The 19639-nt window shown below is 34.5% G+C and carries 11 protein-coding genes; all 11 read left to right on the top strand.

Annotated elements, in window-relative coordinates:
• Positions 1–334: 334 nt before the first annotated feature.
• The 11 genes from ABJM36_RS02175 (at position 335) to ABJM36_RS02225 (ending at position 19556) form a co-directional block, all read left to right on the top strand.
• Entirely contained in the window at positions 335–3277 is a 2943-nt protein-coding gene (locus tag ABJM36_RS02175; protein WP_348448704.1) for a TonB-dependent receptor, read from the top strand.
• A 22-nt stretch (positions 3278–3299) separates the two neighbouring features.
• Positions 3300–4940, top strand: a complete 1641-nt coding sequence (locus ABJM36_RS02180) for a RagB/SusD family nutrient uptake outer membrane protein (RefSeq protein WP_348448706.1) — start codon at positions 3300–3302, stop codon at positions 4938–4940.
• Positions 4941–5028: 88 nt separating this feature from the next.
• Positions 5029–6453: a sulfatase-like hydrolase/transferase gene (locus ABJM36_RS02185; protein WP_348448708.1), complete on the top strand. Its 1425-nt coding sequence runs from the start codon at positions 5029–5031 to the stop codon at positions 6451–6453.
• A gap of 21 nt (positions 6454–6474) precedes the next feature.
• Positions 6475–7920 (top strand): hypothetical protein, encoded by a 1446-nt coding sequence (locus tag ABJM36_RS02190; protein WP_348448710.1) that lies wholly within the window; start codon positions 6475–6477, stop codon positions 7918–7920.
• Complete coding sequence (locus ABJM36_RS02195) at positions 7910–8884, top strand: hypothetical protein (RefSeq protein WP_348448712.1); 975 nt, start codon at positions 7910–7912, stop codon at positions 8882–8884. The genes ABJM36_RS02190 and ABJM36_RS02195 overlap by 11 nt, the downstream gene beginning before the upstream one ends.
• A 32-nt stretch (positions 8885–8916) precedes the next feature.
• Entirely contained in the window at positions 8917–10518 is a 1602-nt protein-coding gene (locus ABJM36_RS02200) for a sulfatase (protein WP_348448714.1), read from the top strand.
• Positions 10519–10626: 108 nt separating this feature from the next.
• A complete protein-coding gene (locus tag ABJM36_RS02205; RefSeq protein WP_348448716.1) occupies positions 10627–11988 on the top strand; it encodes a sulfatase in 1362 nt (453 codons plus the stop codon).
• A gap of 124 nt (positions 11989–12112) precedes the next feature.
• Positions 12113–14362: a hypothetical protein gene (locus ABJM36_RS02210; RefSeq protein WP_348448718.1), complete on the top strand. Its 2250-nt coding sequence runs from the start codon at positions 12113–12115 to the stop codon at positions 14360–14362.
• Positions 14363–14413: 51 nt separating this feature from the next.
• Entirely contained in the window at positions 14414–15190 is a 777-nt protein-coding gene (locus ABJM36_RS02215) for a sialate O-acetylesterase (RefSeq protein ID WP_348448720.1), read from the top strand.
• A 25-nt stretch (positions 15191–15215) separates the two neighbouring features.
• Entirely contained in the window at positions 15216–16841 is a 1626-nt protein-coding gene (locus ABJM36_RS02220; protein ID WP_348448722.1) for a right-handed parallel beta-helix repeat-containing protein, read from the top strand.
• A gap of 21 nt (positions 16842–16862) precedes the next feature.
• Positions 16863–19556, top strand: a complete 2694-nt coding sequence (locus ABJM36_RS02225) for a glycoside hydrolase family 2 TIM barrel-domain containing protein (protein ID WP_348448724.1) — start codon at positions 16863–16865, stop codon at positions 19554–19556.
• The last annotated feature ends 83 nt before the right edge of the window (positions 19557–19639 follow it).

The following is a 19639-nucleotide window of genomic DNA, read 5'->3' on the forward strand; positions in this document are numbered from 1 at the left end:
AGCTTTCCTTATAAAGATTTCGATTAGTTGAATAACAAATAGGGCTTTTGTAAGTAATTATGTAGGGAAAAGGCCTAGTTGTAGCGGTTTTCGAACATTCTTACCTTTTATTTTTTTATTATAAAACTAGTACTTATGTTGTTTTTTGAAACATATGTGCTAAAATGTCACATGAGTGTAGTTAAATGGGAACAATGGTTTTAGAAAAACATTATTGAATAAGATATTTTTGTTTAAAATATTTTTTCAATTTATATAATTGAATTAACGGTTATGCATTGGAAGTACATCCAAAAAATAACTAATAATAACAACTAAACTAAACCAAGAATTTATGAAGAAAAAACAATTATTTTTTAAACTGATTTTTTTGCTTTTTGTTTTGCTGTCCTTTAGCGGATATGCTCAAAGCATTACTGTTAAAGGAAATGTTACCAGTGATGATGGTATACCTCTTCCGGGTGTTTCTATATTAGTTAAAGAATCTAGTATTGGTACAATGACCGATTTTGATGGTAATTACGCTATTAATGTTCCTAATAAATCATCAAATCTAGTATTTAGCTTTATGGGAATGGAAACACAGGAAGTTGTAATTGGTACCAAATCAATTATTAATGTAATCATGAAAACAGATGAGTTAACTCTTGATGAAGTGGTTGTGGTTGGTTATGGTACACAAAAGAAAAGTGATGTTACCGGTTCTGTAATTTCGGTAAGTACAGAAACTTTAGAGGCTAGACCAAAAGCGAGTTTAGAGCAGATGTTACAAGGTACAGTAGCAGGGTTGAATATTAGTGTTAATGCTTCAAATGCAGAAGGCTCTACCAACGATATGTTAATTCGTGGACAAAATTCGATTTCGGCTTCAAACGGCCCCTTAATTATTTTTGATGGGGTGCCTTTTGCAGGAAATTTATCAGAAATAAACCCTAAGGATGTGGGGTCTCTTGAAGTTTTAAAGGATGCCTCAGCTTCGGCAATTTATGGTTCTAGAGGAGCGAATGGCGTTATATTAATTACCTCTAAAAAAGGTAAAGAAGGCCAAATGAAAGTGAATTACTCTGTATCTACAACATTTAACGAACCTATTAATATTCCTAGCTTAATGGATGGTAAAACGTTTTATGAAACCAAAGTTGAAAGAGGTTTAACCACATCACTTGTTGAAGATGAGGGTTACACCGAGGGCAGAAACACGGATTGGGTAGATTTAGCGACAAGAACAGGGCAAACCATACAACATGATCTGTCCTTTTTAGGAGGAACTGAAAGAACAAAATATTATGTATCCATGTCCTATTTAAATTCTGAAGGGGTTTCAGTAGGTGATGATTTTAAAAGGTATACTTTAAGATTAAATTTAGACCATAAACTTTTACCTTGGATGACCTTTAGTACTAGTACACAATATGGGTATTACGATAGAAGTGGAAATAATGCTAGTTTTTCAAGAGCATTTAGCATGAACCCTTTAGGTGTTCCTTTTAATGAAGATGGAACGCAAACTATTGAGACTTGGGATGATGGTGTTTATGTAGAAAACCCATTATCAGCACTTTTATATGATAATAAAGACATAACAAGACGATTCACTTCTAATAACAGTATTTTAATTGATGTCCCTTTTGTAAAAGGATTATCCTATAAGTTAAATACTGGATATGATTATAGATCTAGATTGGCTCAAACCTACAGGGGTAGAAATACTAGAGCTGGTTTGAGTGTTAATGGCTCTTTAGATATTGCAAACGAATATGATGAAGATTGGCTTATTGAGAATATAATTAGTTATAAAAACACGTTTGGAAAACATTCTATTTTTTTAACAGGACTTTATAGTGCACAAAGTGAGTGGTCTGAAGATCATGATGTTAGTGCAGAAGGCTTTCCTAATGATGTTATGACCTATTATCAAGCTAGTAAAGCAAACCTAATAGAGCCTTCAGATTCATATAATAAACAAACACATTTGTCTCAAATGCTAAGAGCTAATTATACATTTGATTCAAGATATTTATTAACATTAACAGCGCGTCGTGATGGGTATTCGGCCTTTGGGTCAGATACTAAATTTGGTATTTTTCCATCGGCAGCTTTTGGTTGGAATATTGCTAATGAGAAGTTTTTAGAAGATTCTAGCAATATAAATACCTTAAAATTAAGAATGTCTTACGGTAAAAGTGGAAACGAAGCCGTGGGTGCTTATTCTACATTGCCTACACTCTCATCTGTGGATTATGTAAATGAGAATGATGGAACATTATTTGGTTTCTACCCAAGTAGACTAGGAGACCCTTCCCTAGGTTGGGAAACTACAGTTTCGCTTAATGCAGGTCTTGATTTTGGGTTGTTTAAAAACAGAGTTCGAGGTTTAGTAGATGTATACTCATCAAAAACCACAGACCTTCTTTTAAGCAAATCTATTTCAAATGTTAATGGTACAGGATCTATTACCCAAAACATTGGTGAAACTTCTAACAAAGGAATTGAATTTCAAATAAGCACAGTTAATGTTAGAAATGATAATTTTGTATGGTCTACCAATTTTAACATTGCCCACTACGATACTAAAATTGTTAATGTTGGATTAACAGATGACCAAGGTAATTATATTGACGACATTGATAGTGAATGGTTTATTGGAGAGCCTATTGATGTTAATTTTGATTATGTGTTTGATGGCATATATCAAGAAGATACAGATGATACGCCACAAGGTGATGTGGATGCAGGGGATATTCGTTATTTAGATTCTGATGGAGATGGAACTATTACCCCGTCTGATAAACAAGTGATTGGGCGCCAAATTCCAGATTTTACAGCTGGATTAACTAATACTTTTGAGTATAAAAATTGGACTTTTAGTTTCTTTTTAAATATGGTTTCTGGTATTACTCAAGCTAACACATTACTGTACACCCAGGATCTTGATCTTAGAGAAAATAGGTATGATGTGGAATTTTGGACACCAGAGAACCAAAGTAATTCTTATCCAAGAAATGACAGAACAGCTAGTGTAAATCCTCGTAGTATGCAATTTTATCGTAGTACAGATTTTATTAGACTGCAAGATATTACACTTAATTATAAATTTAAGTCTGAGACATTAGAAAGGTTGAAAATTGATAATCTAGAAATATTTGCAAACATAAAGAACCTATATACAGCAACAGATTGGATTGGGCTAGATCCAGAATTTTCTAACACGTCATCTCAACAAACTGCAGTACCTCAAACTACTTCATTTTTAATGGGATTAAAAATTAGCTTATAATTAAAATAAATAAAATAATAACATGAGAAAAATACTAATATTAATAACAATTATTGGTTCCGTTTTTATGAGTTCTTGCAATGAGGAGACTTTTCTACTTGAAGAACCTAAAGATGATATTTTTGCCGAAAATCTTTTTCTTAATTATGATGGTTTTGAAAATGGATTAAATGCGCTTTACGCCTTGGTAAGAGAGGATAGATTATCTCAAAGCAATACAACCCGCGCTTCCTTGTGGCAAATGGGTACAGATAACGCTTTTGTAAATAATGGAGCGGGGCAAACCGATCCTTTTAATGACTATAGCGATTTAAATTCTGAGAATAGTTTGGTGGGAAGCAATTTTAATTTACTGTATAGAATTATCAATACAAGTAACTTAATTATCAACCGTGCAGAAAACACAACTGTTGATTGGATGGGGAGTAATGATGCTGCCAATTTAGTAAAGCAAAATAAAGTTATTGGGCAAGCAAGATTAATTCGTGCTTGGGCATATCGTCACCTTCGTTATGGTTGGGGTGCAGTTCCATTAAGTCTTGAAGAAATTGACGGTACCACTTATCGTAATGATTGGGAACGAAACTCTATAGAAGAGATCAACGCACAAATGGAAATTGATTTAACTTTTGCTAGAGATCATTTAGATATGAAAGAACAAACAGGTAAGGTTAACAGCGCAGTAGCAAGTACTATGTTAGCAGAACTTTACCTTGATATGGGTGAGGATTTAAAAGCAGAAACAGAAGCGCTTAGAGTTATAAATAGTCCGGAGTACGAACTTATGACATCACGATTTGGGGTTAATGCTACGCAACCTGGTAATGTGTTTTCTGATATTTTCGATAATATTAGACCAGAAGATGGAAATAATGAAGTGTTATGGGTGTTAAATAATGCTTACGCCGATATAGTTGGAAATGAATACATGTACATGAAAAATGCATGGACAAGTTATTATTCTAAAGATATTGTATTAAAAAAGCTAGATCTTGATACGCAATATACCTACAATGGCGGGAAAGGAGCTGGTCGTATTTCTGTGTCAGATTCTGCTTTTAGTTGGTATGAGTCTTTTGATGATAGATTTTCAGAACATTGTGTAAAGAAGTATTACGTATACCCTACAGACGATACTGCTACAGCTTTTGATGTGGTTCAATATACTAACATGGACTATGATGATCCAGACGATTTAGAAGAGCATTTTTTATGGCCATGGGTAAGAAAATGGGAGTATAATGATCCATTCTTTTTTGAGAATGCTTCAAATGCAGGATCCTATGATGATCAAATGTTTGTGCGATTGGCTGAAACCTATCTGCTTGCTGCAGAAGCACTAATGAAGAATAATAAGCACGAATTAGCAGCACAATATTTAAACGAATTAAGAAGAAGATCTAATGCTTCAGAAATAGATGCCTCTGATGTTACATTAGAGTTTATCCTTAAAGAACGTTCTAGAGAATTGGTAACCGAAGAATATAGAAAACACACACTAGTAAGAACGGGTAAATTTCTAGAGTGGACCATTAAATACAACCCCCGTTTAGATGCATCAAAAGTTTTTGATTATAATGAATACCTTCCTATACCGCAAGGAATTATAGATGCTAATACAGGTGCTGTTATGGAGCAAAATAGAGGTTACGATAATAACTAATTTAAAAAAAAACAGCCTTGTTTGTAATATAATGAGGCCGTTTTTCACTTTATTGAAAAATAAATCAATAAGTTAAATAAAATAAAGTATGAAAAAATTATGTTCTCGTAAGCTCATGTTGGCCATTGGGGTTTGTTTATTGGTGTCCAATGGATATGCTCAAAAAAATACAACGCTTCAAAAGAAACCCAATATCATTCTTATTATGGCAGATGATTTAGGTTATGGTGATGTAGGGTTTACTGGCAACACAAAAATTATAACGCCTCATTTGGATAATATGGCTAAAGAAGGTGTTACACTAACAAATTTTTATGCAGCAGCTCCCTTATGTTCACCAACACGCGCTAGTGTGTTAACCGGAAGAAGTCCTTTTCGTCAAGGTGTTTTTGCGGCACATACAGGAGGAATGAGACCTGCAGAAAAAACCATTCCGGAGTACCTAAAAAAAGAAGGCTATAAAACCGGATTTTTTGGTAAATGGCATTTAGGTTGGGTTGAGCCAGATAAAGTGGAGTCTAGAGGTATGTATTCACCACCATGGCATCATGGCTACGACGAAACTTTTGCAACAAAAAGTGCTGTTCCAACTTGGAATCCTACAAAAACACCTAAAGGTTGGACCAGTTGGGGTGCTATGGACGATGGGTCTTGGGGAGGTTCCATATACGTGCAAAATGGTGTTCCTGTTAACGATAATTTAGAGGGAGACGATAGCCGTATTATTATGGATAGAGCCATTCCTTTTATTGAAAAATCAATTTCAGAAGATAAACCATTTTTAGCTACAATTTGGTTTCATACCCCGCATGAACCAGTGGTTGCCGGTCCAGAATATTTAGCTAAATATCCTAACCTTCCTGAAGGGCAAAAACATTTATATGGCTGTATTACTGCTATGGACGACCAAATTGGACGTTTGCGAAACTTTTTAAAAGAAAAAAATGTAGCTGAAAACACTATCATTCTATTTACAAGTGATAATGGACCTTCCGGTCCAATTACTAGAAAAGGAATTGCCTCAGCAGGTCCGTTTAGGGGCCATAAACACCTAATGTATGAAGGTGGTTTACGTGTCCCATCGTTAGCGCTTTGGCCAAAACACACAAAATCAGGTTTGGTTTCAAACTTTCAGTCCTCAACGGTCGATTATTTGCCAACTATTTTAGATATACTACATATTAAAGCTAGCAAGAAAATTCCTTTAGATGGCGTTAGTTTAAAACCTGTACTATTAAATGGCTCTTCCGAAGAAAGAACCGCTCCTATCGCTTCAGGTTATCAGCGTTTGTATAATGGAACAGAACTTTATGCATTGGTTAGCGGACAATATAAAATTTGCATTCCGAGTAAAGGAGATAGCATGATGCTTTTCGATTTAAAAAGCGACCCTGGAGAAAAACACGATTTAGCTTCAGAAAAACCAGAAGTATTAAAAACCATGATGGCTGAATTAGAAAAGATTAAAGCATCTTGGAAAGATAGTCGAGAAGGAAAAGATTATCAGTGGTAAAATTGAATAAAAATTAAAGTCATGAAAAGGATATCCGTTATATTTTTAGCAAGTTTATTCGTTGGTTGCGTAATTACAAAACCAAAAGAAAAGCCTGCTACAAATGCTGATAAAGAGTTTGTAATTGTTGATGCTAAAGTAAAAGTATATCATAAGGATGGAACACGAAGTTATAAGGATTATCAACCTTTTAAAACAAGAACGGTAGAGCTACTTCCGGGATTTAATCCTTCAAGCAAGGTCGTTAAATTAAGTAAATATGGTGGGGTTTTAGAACATCCAACAAACGATGCTACTGGATTTTTTCATGTAAAAAAAATAGGAGATCGTTGGTGGGGTATTGATCCCTTAGGCTACCGCTATTTTAATATTGCATTAAATAGTATTAATACTGGTAAATCAAAACGCACTAAAGCAGCATTTTCTAAAAAGTTTCAAACTAAAGAAAATTGGATAAATGAAACCCTAAGTATGTTGCAAGATAATGGTTTTAATAGCGCCGGTTCTTGGAGCGATGTTAATGCCATTGTAGAAGCAAATAAAACCTTAGAAAAACCATTTGCGTATACAATAAATTGGAATTTTATGAGTAGCTACGGACGTAAACGTGGTGGCACACACCAACAACCCGGACATATTGGCTACCCAAAAGATGCCATTTTTGTATTCGACCCAGAGTTTGAAACTTTTTGTGATGAGCATGCCAAAAAACTACTGAAATATAAAGACGATCCTAATTTGTTTGGACATTTTTCAGATAACGAAATGCCATTCAAATTCAATGCCATCGATAATTATTTATCCTTGCCAAAAGACGATTATGGCTATAAAGCTGCCATACAATGGTTAAAAGAAAAAGGTATTAATAAAGATGAAATCACCAACCTACATAGAGAGCTATTTATGGCTTTTGTTGCCAACAAATACTTTTCAATAGTTTCTAAAGCCATTAAAAAATACGATCCCAATCACATGTATATAGGCTCTCGTTTTTATGCTAGCGAAAAAAATCATGAAGCATTCATGAAGGCAGCAGGAAAACATTTAGATGTTATATCAAATAATTATTATAACCATTGGACGCCAGACGCCGAACAAATAAGTAATTGGACTAAATGGTCTGGTAAGCCTTTTATAGTAACCGAATATTATGTAAAAGGTGAAGATTCTGGTATGGGAAACACTAGTGGAGCAGGCTGGATTGTACGCACTCAAGAAGATCGAGGACTTTTTTATCAAAATTACAATTTAGCATTATTAGAGTCTAAAAATTGCGTAGGATGGCACTATTTTAAGTATCAAGATAACGATCCAACTGCAAAAGGCGTAGATCCTTCCAATGTCGATGCAAACAAAGGTATTGTAAGTAACGAGTATGAAATTTGGAACCCTATGATGACTAAAATGAAAGGAATTAACACGAGGGTATATAATCTTATAGAGTATTTTGATAGCCATGAAAATTAAAAAATCATATTTAAAAGTAATATCCTTTAGTTGTTTTATAGTGTTATTTACTGCTGCATCATGTGTATCGGCAAAGGGCTTTATAGAATGGGGAGATTATACGTTTACTCGGTTTGAAAATAATCCAATTATTACCCCAGAAATGGAAGGTTTAGAGGGTAAGCTCGGTGGCAATATAAATGGTCCTTCCGTAATAAAAGTTCCCGATTGGATTGAAAATCCGTTAGGTAAATATTACATGTTCTTTGCACATCATCATGGTAAATACATTAGGTTAGCCTATGCCAATTCGCCTACAGGTCCATGGACAATTTACAAACCTGGTGTGCTTCATATAGATAAAACCGCAGCAGTTGGTCATATTGCATCACCAGATATTATTATAGATGAAGAAACAAAAACTATTAGAATGTATTTTCATGGATATAATCACGACAAATCCGGACAAAAAACCTTTTTTAGCACCTCTAAAAACGGATTGGATTTTATAGCTTCAGAAACCATTTTAGGTCCCTCTTATTTTCGGGTTTTTAAATACAAAACAGATTACTATGCTTTAGTTAAAGGTGCTTTTTATCGTTCTGAAGATGGTATGCAACCGTTTAAGAAAGGCGCGTTAATATTACCTAAAGCAAGGCACACAGCGGTAAGCTTAAATGGAGATAAACTTGTTGTATTTTATTCTCAAAAGGGAGATGCTCCAGAACGGATATTAAATTGTGAAGTAAATCTTGCTAAGGGTTCATGGGAAAGTTGGAAGGCAGGTACCCCCAATGAAATATTAAGACCTGAAAAGGATTATGAAGGTGTTAATCTACCTATTCTAGAGTCAGTAAAAGGGATTTCACGAAACCCAGTTCATGAACTTAGAGATCCTGCCATTTTAATTGATAATAACGAGGTGTTTCTCTATTATTCTATTTCCGGTGAATTTGGGATTGCAGTTGCAAAACTGAAAAAATAACCTAATAAATAACAGTCATAATAAACTTTATAATGAAACAAGTTTTCGTAGTATTTATAACTATTTTATGCTTAACAAGTTGTTCGTCAACTAAAAATAAAGAGGCTTTAACAGAAACACCTCCAAATGTGCTTTTTATTTCGGTGGATGATTTAAACGATTGGGAAGGTGCATTACTAGGTCATCCACAGGCTATTACACCTAATATGGATAGGTTATTTAATGAAGGTGTTTTGTTTACAAATGCCCATGCATCGCAACCTGTTTGTACGGCTTCTAGAAACTCAATTCTTAGCGGTATTCACCCAACGTCGTCTGGGTGGTATAGTTCTACGGCTAATATGAAAAAGAATTATGAATCCGTAATGGCGAATCATAAAATGCTACCAGAACATTTTAAAAACAATGGCTACAATACCTACGCTACAGGGAAAGTTTTCCACAGTGGTGAATCGGATTATAAAGATAAAACAGATGATTTTTGGACTGAATATTCGCCTCAATTTTGGAGAAATATGGAGCCGCATATAAAAGAAAATGGCTTTGGATATCGTGGTACTATGTTTTATCCTTTTCCAAAAAATGGTGGTCAGCTAGTGGAGTTGTACGGTGAAGAAAATATAATTAAAAATTATAAGGATACTAATAGGTTTTATTCATTATGCGGTGGACCTTTAGAAGAAGAAGACATTCCAGAAAAAGGCATGTATGATGAGCAAATTGCAAATTGGGCTATCGATAAGCTTAACCAAAAGCAAGATAAACCATTTTTTATGGCTGTTGGTTTTATTCGTCCGCATGTACCATATACGGCACCTAAAAAATATTTCGATTTATACCCTATCGAAGATATTGTTGTTCCCGAAATTCCTGATAATGAATTTGAAGATATTCCCATTATGGGAAAAGCCATTGCTTATGGTTACACGCCAAGAGGAGGATGGGGAGATGTTACTCAAAAAAAAGAAATTTTGCCAGAGTTAGTGCAATCGTATTTGGCGTGTGTCACCTTTGTAGATGAGCAAATTGGAAAGGTAATTAATGCTTTAGAGAAAAGCCCGAATGGAAAAAATACCATTATTGTTTTATGGTCCGATCATGGTCAGCATCTAGGTGAGAAAAGACATTTTAGAAAACAAGCCCTTTGGGAAGAAGCCACAAAAGTACCTTTGTTTTTTAAAGTGCCAAATAACACAAGTAATGGACAAAAAAGTAGTCAGGTGGTTAGCCTTTTAGATGTTTACCCTACATTAACAGAACTTTGTAATCTTCCTGAATTACCAAAATTAGAAGGCGAAAGTATGGTACCTTTAATTAATGCGCCAGAAACAAAAACAGAGCGGTCTATATTAACAACATGGTATTACAAAAACCATGCGATTAGAAGTAACGATTGGAGATACATTAGGTATCGTAATGGCGGTGAAGAATTATACAATCATAAAACCGATCCAGGGGAACATATTAATTTAGCTGGAAATCCTGAATATGCTGAGGTTATTGAAGCGCATAAAAAATGGCTTCCAAAACACGATGCTATTCCTGCGGGTTCAACCGAATGGGAAGGCGATAAATTAGATGGTATTGTAAAAGAATGGGAAGCTAATAAGGCTATTCCTAAATGGCTACAATAACTAAATGAACATAATTTTTTTAATAATAAAGAATAATACCCTATGAAACGAATCCTTCTCCTTTTTATAAGTTTAGTTTTTTTTGCAAGCTGTTCTTCATCTAAAAAAGTGAAAACAGAAAAGAAACCAAATGTACTTTTTATTGCAGTCGATGACCTAAATGACTGGGCAGGTTATATGGGCAATAACCAAACCATTACCCCAAATATGGATGCTTTAGCTTCTCAAGGCACATTTTTTAATTCAGCCCATTGTCAATATGCGGTTTGTGGACCTTCTCGAGCTAGCGTTATGTCAGGAATGTATTATCATAGTTTGGGCTTTGGAATGGGAGGCAGTATACAAAGGGAGGATGAAGAAGTTGTTGAGGCTGTTAAAGAGAAAGGTTCCTCATTAATTTATCAATATTTTTCGAATTATGGTTATAAGACGATGGCGGCTGGTAAGCTCCTTCATCATCACGTTCCCGAAGAAACGGTTGATGTATCCCATGGTCGCGGTTCATGGGACTTTAATTTAGATGAAAATGGAAAAAAGAAAAGACTAAACTGGTTCGGCTCAAAAGGACTTTTAGATTGGGGACCAATACACAAACCTGAAAATAAAATGAGTGATTATAAAGCAGCTGAGTGGGCTGTAGATCAACTCTCACAGGAACACGATAAACCGTTCTTCTTGATGACTGGTTTTATGCGTCCGCATACACCTTTGTATATTCAACAAAAGTATTTGGATATGTATCCGCTTGATAGCATCGAACTTCCGCCTTATAAAGCAGATGATTATGATGATATTCCTGAAGCGGCTAGAGCGGTTTGGAATTCTTATCCCGACGTACCTTGGGCGATTAAAAACAAACAGTGGCGTAAGATGCTTCAGGCTTATATGGCTTGTATAACCTTTACAGATACTCAGGTTGGAAAAATATTAGATGCCCTTGAAAAGAGTCCGTATAGAGATAATACCATTGTTGTTTTATGGTCGGATCATGGATTTCATATGGGAGAAAAAAGTAGGTTTCAAAAACACACCGCTTGGGATCGTTCAACTAAAGTGCCATTAATCATCAAGGATCCGAGATCGAGTTCAAAAAACGGTATTGCGAAACCAGTAGAATCAAACGTTCAACTTATTGACCTTTACCCAACATTATTAGAGTTATGCGGACTTCCTGAAAATAAATTAGTTGAAGGGCATAGCCTAGTGCCTTTATTAAAAAATCCAAGTCTAGAATGGGAGCACCCAGCTTATACGTTTAGAAGAGGAAAATATGCCACTGTGAAATATGGCTCTTACCGATTTACAGAATATTTTGATGGGTCTCAGGAGCTTTATAACCAGGAAAACGATCCAAATGAATGGAATAACCTAGTGCATTCAAATAAGGATAATTATAAAGCTATCATCGAAGATATGAAAGGATTGTTGCAAGAACCACATGCGGTATTGGGTTACGAGCAGTCCAAATAGCGTTTATGCTCTGGTTTTTAAAAAGCGAGAAAAAACGATTTAATATTATGTAGATATATGTGATATTGGAGTAATAGAGAATTTAAACGAATAGATAGCCGATAAATTAAATAGTAATAACCACATGAAAATAACTAATGGTCATACCAAATTAGTGTTAATCGTGTTTTTATGTACAGCGTTTATACCTCAACAAGGGTATTGCGGTAACATTATTGATACTAACGATTACGCGTACTGGAGAAAGCTTGCTTCAACTTCTAAATTGTTTGGAGCCATGAAAGCTAACGCTATTTATACAGCCAATTTAGGTGATGGTGAAACTCGAGATGTAATGGGGGCTAACGCGCTGGCGTATATTCTAGACCCAGCAAATAAAGATAAATATATTAGTGCTATTACAAGTAAATTCGAAACTAGAATTAAAACTATTGTTATTGGTAGCGGTGCAGCTACGTCTTCTGTACGCTCTCATGAATTGTTTTATGCGCTTTTGGCACTTGATGTTATCCGATATGATTTGGACGCTGAGGTTCTTTCTAAGTATGAAAATTGGCTTGAAAATAAAATAATGGCCTTGGTAATTGGTAAATGGGATCCTCATGGATGGGCCATGAGAATGATGTATTATAAATATATTGGAGATGATGCTAAATTTCAAAATGCAAAAAAGGAATTTGATATAGGATTATCAGAACACTATATGCCTAATGATGGTGTGTCGCCTGCAGGTAATGGCTACTGTGTACAACGATGGAATTCCATTGAACGTGCAGCTAAAAATACTATGTTAGATATCATGGAATATATGGGTTACAATGAGTACTACAGTAATCCTGGGATTGTTGGGTTAAAAGAATTTATATATGGGTATGCCACAGCGCCTTTCGGAAGGATTTTGCTTTATGGCGATTCGCGAAATACCGAAGTTCAAAAGCCATGGGATATAGAGGAAGGTAATATCATTTTGTCTCCACATATAGTTTCGGGGGCTCGGTTTTCTCCAGAAGCCTATAAATATGCTATGTGGGTATTACGTGAAGGTGCTGGCGTTTCAGAAGGTGTTTTAAAAGGGCATTTGTCCAATTACCTTATTATGGCAGGAACAGCTGCAATTAATAATCCATTAAATTTCAAAACGGACGATGCAGAATTAGCACCAAGTCGTTTATTTGAAAATTATGGCGCTTTAAAAAGCAAAGACCAATCTGTCAATGGTCTTTATTTGAGTATGCTAAATCTTAAAGGTAACATTGAATATCATACGCATTATGAGACTAACGCATTGGCATTGGCGGGATATGGTGAGATTTTAATGCGTAATGCTGGATACGATGGGCCTAATACCAACGCAACAATAAACGGGGTAACAGCTACTTTCGATTTTATGCATTCAAATTCAGAGGCGGCCAATACGTTAATGATAGGCGGGAAAAGGCATACCTCAAAAGTGGGAGATGGCATAATTGAAGGATTAGTAGGGCAGGATATAGAATATTTTAGAGGCTCTAGTGCTAAGGCTATAGCAGGAACTCATTTTAGAGATGTGGTTTTTATGCAACCTTCTAACAATGTTAACGGTTATTATGTTGTTATGGATCATGTTAGAACCGATAAACTAGAAGATAATGTAAATGTAGTGTGGCATCCTAATTCTGCAATTTTAAATACGGTAAAGAATGCCACCGAGTATTTTTCTGAAATTAAAATAGAAAAAGGAAATGCAGGACCTCGTTTGTATTCTGATAACAAGGCTACATTAACTACCTTTTTAGGTACAGAACCAGCATCGGTAGAACTAAAAAAGACAGCTAATCAAGATCGTTCAGGGTACGCCTTTGCTTCAGATTATATGTTTGTTAATTACAATACATACAATAAACAAGCCGATATTTTAACCGTTCTTTTTCCTGGTGATAAAACTCATAAAGCTGGAGATTTAAATAGAATTACAACTGGCAGTTATTCAGGGAGTGAAATTACCCAAGGTCAGGTTATAGATATCGCACTTACCTCAAATGGCCATGTAATAGGCAAACGTGGTTTAGAATCTTTTCAAGGAGAAAATATAGTTTACAGAAAACTAGGAGGGAAGTTGATTTCTTATTTTGTTAAGGGATCATCATTTAAATCAGGGCAGCAAACGCTAATAGGGTTTAAATCTGATGCTCCAGTAGCACTATCTATGAATACTAGGGTTGGCAGAAAAGAAGCAACCGGAAAGATGGTTTCTTCCGGAGCTCAAGTAACCTTTTATGCTACAGGTGTTTCATCGGTAAAAATAGATGGTATAAAAATTCCTGTAGAAGAATCTAAACCCAATAGTGTTACGGTTAACATTCCAAAAGGCACTTTTAAGGTTGAATTATTATAATGGCTTTTTGAAAAAAAAGGATATAAAATTAATTGAAAATATAATTATTAAATGAATAAATTTAGAATACTTTTATTGGTATGCGTTGGTTTTTTGTACCAATGTAAATCAACAACTAGTTTAGAAAAAAGCAATACCCGTACCATGGATCTTTACCTATGTATTGGGCAATCTAATATGGCGGGGCGAGCTCCAATCGAATTGCAAGATCAGGATAGCATTCCAAACGTATTTCTATTTACTGGAACTGAAAATAAACCATGGGAAAAAGCAGCAAATCCTTTAAATAAATATTCTACGATTAGAAAGGATATAAAAATGCAAAAAATAGGTCCTAGCTATGGTTTTGCAAAAGAAATGGCTCAAGCCATGCCAAACCAAAAAATAGGATTGATTGTTAATGCCAAAGGTGGAACGTCTATTGAAGAATGGGAACCTGGAAAAACCTTTTATAATGAAGCCATAAGTCAGGCGAAAAAAGCCATGAAGGATGGAGTTTTAAAAGGTGTTATTTGGCATCAAGGTGAAGCAAATTCGAGAAAATATAAACAATATATGCCAAAAATAACAGTATTGATTGAGGCATTAAGAAAAGATTTGGACGCGCCTAATTTACCGTTTGTTGCTGGACAATTATCACCAGATAAACCACTGCGAAATAATTTTAATAGTATGATTCTGGAGTTGCCAAACACCATTGAAAATACAGCCGTCGTTACTACCGAAAACACATCAACCATAGATAAAACTCATTTTGATAGTGCAAGTCAGCGCCTTTTAGGTAAACGATATGCCACCGAAATGTTAAAACTAATTTCAGAAAATTAATAAAATCAAAACGCTTAAAATTGTAATGAGAGATAGAATTGTTTACATTTTTGTTTTTATGACTGCCTTGTTACAAGGGCAAACCACTTATTTTGTGGATGATGTAATTGGGCAAGACACAAACAGTGGAGTTAGTAAAGAAGCCCCATTTAAAAGTATAGAAAAAATTAATCAAATACTTTTAAAACCTGGTGATTCTATTCTTTTTAGAAGAGGAAGTGTTTGGAAAGGTAACTTTATGCCAAAGGGAAGTGGAGCTAAAAATAAACGCATAGTTTTTGGAGCTTATGGCGCAGGACCAATGCCTGTTTTAGATGCTGCTGGTCGAATTGCTAAGGGAGAAGTTGTATCCTATACCATTCGATTCTTTAATCAAGAATATTTAGAATTACGCGATTTAAAAATTAAAAATTACGCCGTTTCAGAAACGCCAAGGGAGTATCCGTTAAAAAATAATGTGACCTATGTGTATGCGCCTAAAATGGGAATTTATATAGAAGGAAAGGATTGCGGGACACTTCACGATATTCAATTAATTAATTTAGAAATTTGCCATGTAAATGGTGATATGAGCACCAAGAATAACGGTGGCGTTTTTGTTGAAATTACTAGAGATAAAAGCGTTGCAAAACAAAGAAAATCTAATTTCGATGGTTTGTATGTTGAAGGTTGCTACATACATAATGTAGATAGAACTGGTTGGTCTAACAGATCTATTTGGGACCGAAGGTCCTTTAATAGCAGTTGGGGAGAAACGCTAGAAAATGGTAAAATTCACAATTGGTATCCAAATACAAGCGTTATTTTTAGAAACAATAAATTCGAAAAAGCGGGTGCTAATGCTTTAATTGTTAGGGTGGCAAAATCGCCATTAGTAGAGCACTGTGTTTTTACTTATAACGGTATTAAAGGCAGTGGTAATGCCTCGTTTCCTTTTAATTGCGATGATGCCTTATTTCAATATAACGAAGCATCCTATACCTATTATAATACAGAAGCTGATAGTTGGGACCATAAAACAGATGTAGATGCAGGTGGTTTTGATAGTGATTGGAATTGTAAAAACACCATCATTCAGTACAATTATAGCCACCATAACGGTCATGGAGGTATCCTAATTTGTAACGATGGTGCCAGTAAAACTAGTTTTAATGATGGCACAATCATTAGGTATAATATTTTTGAAGACAATGCCCACCATATTGTAAGGAATTCTGGTACTACCACAAACACCAAAATTTATAACAATGTCTTTTTTGCTGGTAAAGCTCATGATGCAGTACAGCTAATATATCATAAAAGCTGGAACGGATATCCGGATAAAACGGAATATAAAAACAATATATTCTATTCCTTAGGTGAAGGGAATATGTTTGAATTCACCAAAAGTACCAATACTATATTTCAAGCCAACACCTTTTTTGGAAATATAAAAAATGAACCTGAAGATTCAGCTAAAAGTAAAATGAATCCGCAGTTTAAAAGTGCTATGGCTACAGGAACTAATTGGAAGTCTTATTTACGATTTTTATTAAAAGATGAATCTCCCGAAATTGACAGTGGGATCAAAATAAAAGGACATCCCATGAACGATTTTTTAGGAAACCCTATAAAAGGAAATCCTGATAGAGGAGCTTTTGAAAACCAATAACTAAAAATATTACTATTAAAAATGACGAATAGATTATATGTTTTTTTAATTGCGATTGCCACTATTTTTAGTGCAAATGCGCAAGCACGCCAAACATTTACAATTAACAATAACTGGGAGTTTTATAAAGGCGATTTAGATCTTTCCAATAGCTCAATATCTTTAAATAAAAATGATGCAAATTGGAAAACTATAAACATCCCGCATACTTGGAATAATATAGATGTTACAGACGATACACCGGGTTATTATAGAGGTGTTGGTTGGTATAAAAAAAGTGTTTTTATAGAAGCAGAGGAAAATAAAAATAATAAAACCTTTATCTATTTTGAAGGAGTAAATCAAGTTACCAATGTGTATGTAAACAATAAATGGGTTGGCCAACATAAAGGAGGCTATACTAGATTTCATTTTGATATTACATCGTTTTTAAAATACAATCAACAAAATACAATAGCTGTAAAAGTAGATAATAGTCACAATGTAGATATCCCACCTTTATCGGCAGATTTTACATTTTTTGGCGGTATTTATCGCGATGTATTTCTTGTAAAACTAAATGATGTTCATTTTTCAATGGACGATTATAGTTCATCAGGAATATACGTGACAACCCCCGAGGTTTCTAAAAAGCAAGCAAAAGTAAAGGTTAAAAGCTTATTAAAAAATGAGGCTAATGTAAGTAAAACAGTTAGCCTTGTTAATAGAATTATAGATAAGCAAGGCAAAACTATTTTAACCAATACTAAAAACGTTAAATTCACTAAAACCGAAAAAGATAAAACCATTTTAGAAGAATTTTCTATTGAAGCACCAGAGTTGTGGTCGCCAGATAATCCTTACTTGTATCAAGTTATTACCCAAATTAAAGATGCTAAAACAGGACTGCTTTTGGATGAGTCTGTTCAGCCATTAGGGCTAAGGTGGTTTAAATTTGATGCCGAAAAAGGATTTTTTCTTAATGGAGAATATATAAAATTAATAGGTACCAATCGACATCAAGATTATTTGAAAAAAGGGAATGCCCTAACCGATGAGATGCATGTGCGCGATATCCGTTTGCTTAAGGAAATGGGTGGTAATTTTTTACGAATTGCACATTATCCACAAGACCCAACCGTATTAGAAATGTGTGATCGTTTAGGGATTTTAGCTTCGGTAGAAATTCCTATTGTAAATGCCATTACCGAATCGGAAGCATTTACAGAAAATTGCCTTTTCATGGCCGAAGAAATGGTGAAACAAAATTTTAATCACCCATCATTAATTATTTGGGCTTATATGAATGAGGTGCTTTTAAGGTTGCCTTTTAATCAAAAAACAGAGAAAGCACGTTATGAGGTATATGCTAAAAATGTGACAAAATTAGGCGCTAAAATTGAAGCGAAAATAAGAGATTTAGATTCAAGTCGATATACTATGATTCCAAATCATGGGGCCATAAGTCGTTATAAAGATGCTGGTTTAACAGCTGTACCTATGATACTTGGCTGGAATTTATACCAGGGGTGGTATTCTGGAAAACTATCTAGTTTTGATAAAACACTAGATGAGCTTCATAGTCTTTTTCCAAATCAATCGCTTATTATCACCGAGTATGGTGCCGATGTGCATCCTCGATTACATTCATTTGAATCTGAAAGATTTGATTATACCGTTGAATATGGAAATAAATACCATGAACATTATCTAAAAGCCATAAATAGCCGCCCATTTATTGTGGGAGCAAATATTTGGAATTTAAATGATTTTTATTCAGAATCTAGAGGGTACGCATTGCCAAGAACCAACCTAAAAGGTATTACCACTTTAAATAGAGAAAAGAAAGATACATGGTGGTTATATAAAACGACACTTTCTAGCAAGCCTATTATTAAATTTGGGCAAAATCAATGGGGAATTAGAGGAGGTGTTGCAGAAGATGGAAAAGATTTTTGCATACAACCTGTAACCGTTTACTCCAATGGAAGTTCGGTAGAATTATGGCATAATGATGTCGTTTATAGTGCTAAAGTTGAAGATTATATCGCTAGGTTTTCTGTGCCTTTTATTAATGGGGAAAATAAGTTAGTAGCCAAAACAAATATCAATTCTAAGGATTATATTGATGTGTTAGACGTAGATTTTAGATTGGCGCCTAATAAGTTTTCAGAATTTAAAGATGAATTTTATCAATTAAATGTCCTCCTTGGTTCCAAACGAATTTATGAAGATAAAGTTAAAAGTCAGGTTTGGATTCCAGAACAAGAATATACTTCAGGGAGTTGGGGATATGAAGGAGGAGAACCTTTTAGACCTAAAACAAGGTTTGGAAGCCTTCCAAGTTCAGAATTAGATATTATAGATTCTGAAGATGATCCTATATATCAAACACAACGAGTAGGAATTCAAAAATTTAAACTTGATGTACCCGATGGGAAATATGTGGTGTCTTTGGTTTGGGCAGAATTAGAATCGGATAAAGAGCATGAAAAATTAGTTTATAATTTAGGGAACGATAAAATTTCAGAAACTGTTTCAGAGCGTGTTTTTAAAGTAAGTGTTAATGGCCATTATGTGGAGAAAAACTTAAATTTAACCAATGAGTTTGGAGCGGAAAAAGCTGTTGTAAGAAAGTATGAAATTCTAGTTTTAAATGGAGAAGGTATATCTATAGGTTTTGAAGCCGTTAAAGGAAAACCCGTATTAAATGCTTTTCAAATTAGAAAATTATAGATTTTTGGAATTGCTTTTTTAATACATTTTTGAGTGTTTTTATTAGTATTTATAAAATTTTATAGAAACTATTCTGTTAAAAT

This window comes from Algibacter sp., from assembly GCF_039977455.1.
Classification (GTDB): domain Bacteria; phylum Bacteroidota; class Bacteroidia; order Flavobacteriales; family Flavobacteriaceae; genus Algibacter_B.